This window comes from Streptomyces sp. NPDC002144 (genome assembly GCF_053593695.1).
In genome coordinates this window covers 1-2,385 of sequence record NZ_JBSFDB010000149.1, presented here as the reverse complement: position 1 = coordinate 2,385, position 2,385 = coordinate 1, and the positions used below count along the sequence as shown (strand labels likewise).

The window sequence follows — 2,385 nt, the reverse complement described above, 5'->3', positions numbered from 1 at the left end:
GATCGGCAGGGTGGAGGCGGTGGCGAAGCGGCCGGCGAGCTCCCGCATGTCCGCCACACCGTCCCGGCCGACGTAGTCCACGCACAGGTCCAGCATGTGGGCGCCTTCGCGGATCTGCTCGCGGGCCATCTCCACGCAGTCGTCCCAGCGGGCCTCCAGCATCGCCTCGCGGAACTTCTTCGACCCGTTGGCGTTCGTCCGCTCCCCGATCGCCAGATACGAGATGTCCTGACGGAACGGCACCGACTGATACAACGACGCCGCACCCGGCTCCGGACGCGGATCACGTGACGCAGGCGTCAGTCCACGCACCCGCTCCACCACGGCCCGCAGATGTTCCGGCGTCGTGCCGCAGCAGCCGCCCACCAGCGACAGGCCGTACTCGCGGACGAAGGTCTCCTGCGCGTCGGCGAGCTCCGGCGCGGTCAGCGGGTAGTGGGCGCCGTCCTTGCCCAGGACCGGCAGACCGGCGTTGGGCATGCAGGACAGCTGGACGCGGGCGTGCCGGGCCAGATGGCGCAGGTGCTCGCTCATCTCGGCTGGGCCGGTCGCGCAGTTCAGGCCGATCATGTCGATGCCCAGCGGCTCCAGCGCGGTGAGCGCGGCACCGATCTCCGAGCCCAGCAGCATCGTGCCGGTCGTCTCCACCGTGACCGACACCATCAACGGGACGTCGGCGCCCAGTGCTTGGAGTGCGCGTCGGGCGCCGAGGACGGCCGCCTTCGTCTGGAGCAGGTCCTGCGTGGTCTCCACCAGCAGGGCGTCCGCGCCGCCCGTGAGGAGGCCCTCGGCGTTCCGCTGGTAGGCGTCGCGCAGAACTCCGTACGACACATGCCCCAGGGTCGGCAGTTTCGTGCCCGGGCCCATGGAGCCCAGCACCCAGCGCAGTCGGCCGTCCCGGGCGGCGAACTCGTCCGCCGTCTCGCGGGCGATCCGGGCGCCGGCCTCGGACAGTTCGGCGACGCGTTCGGGGATCTCGTACTCGGCGAGTGCCGCGTGGTTGGCGCCGAAGGTGTTGGTCTCGACGCAGTCGACGCCCGCGTCGAAGTAGGCCGCATGCACGGAGCGGACGATGTCGGGGCGGGTGACGTTGAGGACCTCGTTGCAGCCCTCCAGTTGCTGGAAGTCGTCGAGGGAGGGGTCCTGCGCCTGGAGCATGGTGCCCATCGCCCCGTCGGCCACCACCACCCGGGTGGCCAGGGCGTCGCGCAGCGCCGCGGCCCGGGCCGCCGGTGTCATGACAGCGCCCCCAGCCTGGGGATGAGACGGCGTACCGCGCCGGCGCCGTAGGTGCCGCACAGCCGGTCCAGGAGGTCGTTGCCGTCCAGGGCGTAGGTCTGGGTGCCGCGGCTCTCCAGCACCACCGAGGCGACGGCGCTGCCCAGCCGGGCCGCGTCCTCCAGGTCCAGCTCCCAGGCCAGGGCGGCGAGGAAGCCGGCGCGGTAGGCGTCCCCGGCGCCCGTGGGATCGACGGCGCCCCGGGACGCGACGGCCGGGACGAGGGTGGTGGTGCGGCCCGCGCGGGTGATCCGGGAGCCGCGCTCGCCCTGCGTGGTGACCCAGGTGCCGACGCGGCCCAGCACCTGCTGTTCCGTCCAGCCGGTGCGTTCCTGGATGAGCAGGGCCTCGTACTCGTTGGTGAACAGCCAGCGCGGGGAGTCGAGCAGGGCCCGCGTCTGGGCGCGGTCCAGCCGGGCCAGTTGCTGCGAGGGGTCGGCGACGAAGGGGACGCCGAGGCGCACGCACTGGCGGACATGACGGACCATGGCGTCCGGGTCGTCGGGGGAGATGACGACGAGGTCGGCGCCGCCGGTACGGGCGAGCAGTTCGGGCAGGTCGATGTGGCGGGCCTCCGCCATCGCGCCGGCGTAGAAGAAGCCGATCTGGTTCTGGGCGGTGTCGGTGGCGCACACGAAGCGCGCGGTGTGCAGGGTGTCGCTGATGCGCACGCCCGCCGTGTCGACGCCGTGTTCCTTCAGCCAGACCTCCTGGTCGGCGAAGTCGGCGCCGGCCGCGCCGACCAGCAGCGGGTCGAGGCCGAGCGAACCGAGCCCGAAGGCGATGTTGGCGGCGACCCCGCCGTAGCGGATCTCCAGTTCGTCCGTCAGCAGGGAGAGCGAGATCCGGTCCAGACGTTCCGCGAGGAGCTGGTCGGCGAACCTGTGCGGGAAGGACATGAGGTGGTCCTTGGCGATGGACCCGGTGACGGCGATGCGCATCTCACACCCCCGCGGCCTTGCGCAGGGCGTCCACGCGGTCGGTCTTCTCCCAGGTGAAGTCCGGGAGTTCGCGGCCGAAGTGGCCGTAGGCGGCGGTCTGGGAGTAGATCGGGCGCAGCAGGTCGAGATCGCGGATGATCGCGGCCGGGCGCAGGTCGAAGACCTC

At 72.1% G+C, this 2,385-nt stretch carries 3 protein-coding genes; all 3 read right to left on the bottom strand.

What is annotated here, in order from left to right:
* The coding region (locus tag ACWCQ1_RS51940) for a homocysteine S-methyltransferase family protein (RefSeq protein ID WP_451030112.1) at window positions 1-1,239 on the bottom strand (1,239 nt) is incomplete at its 3' end.
* Window positions 1,236-2,219, bottom strand: a complete 984-nt coding sequence (locus ACWCQ1_RS51935; RefSeq protein ID WP_133043075.1) for a carbohydrate kinase family protein — start codon at window positions 2,217-2,219, stop codon at window positions 1,236-1,238. The genes ACWCQ1_RS51940 and ACWCQ1_RS51935, both read right to left, overlap by 4 nt.
* Before the next feature lies 1 nt (window position 2,220).
* On the bottom strand, window positions 2,221-2,385 hold a 165-nt coding region (locus ACWCQ1_RS51930; protein WP_356951389.1), incomplete at its 5' end, for a methionine adenosyltransferase domain-containing protein.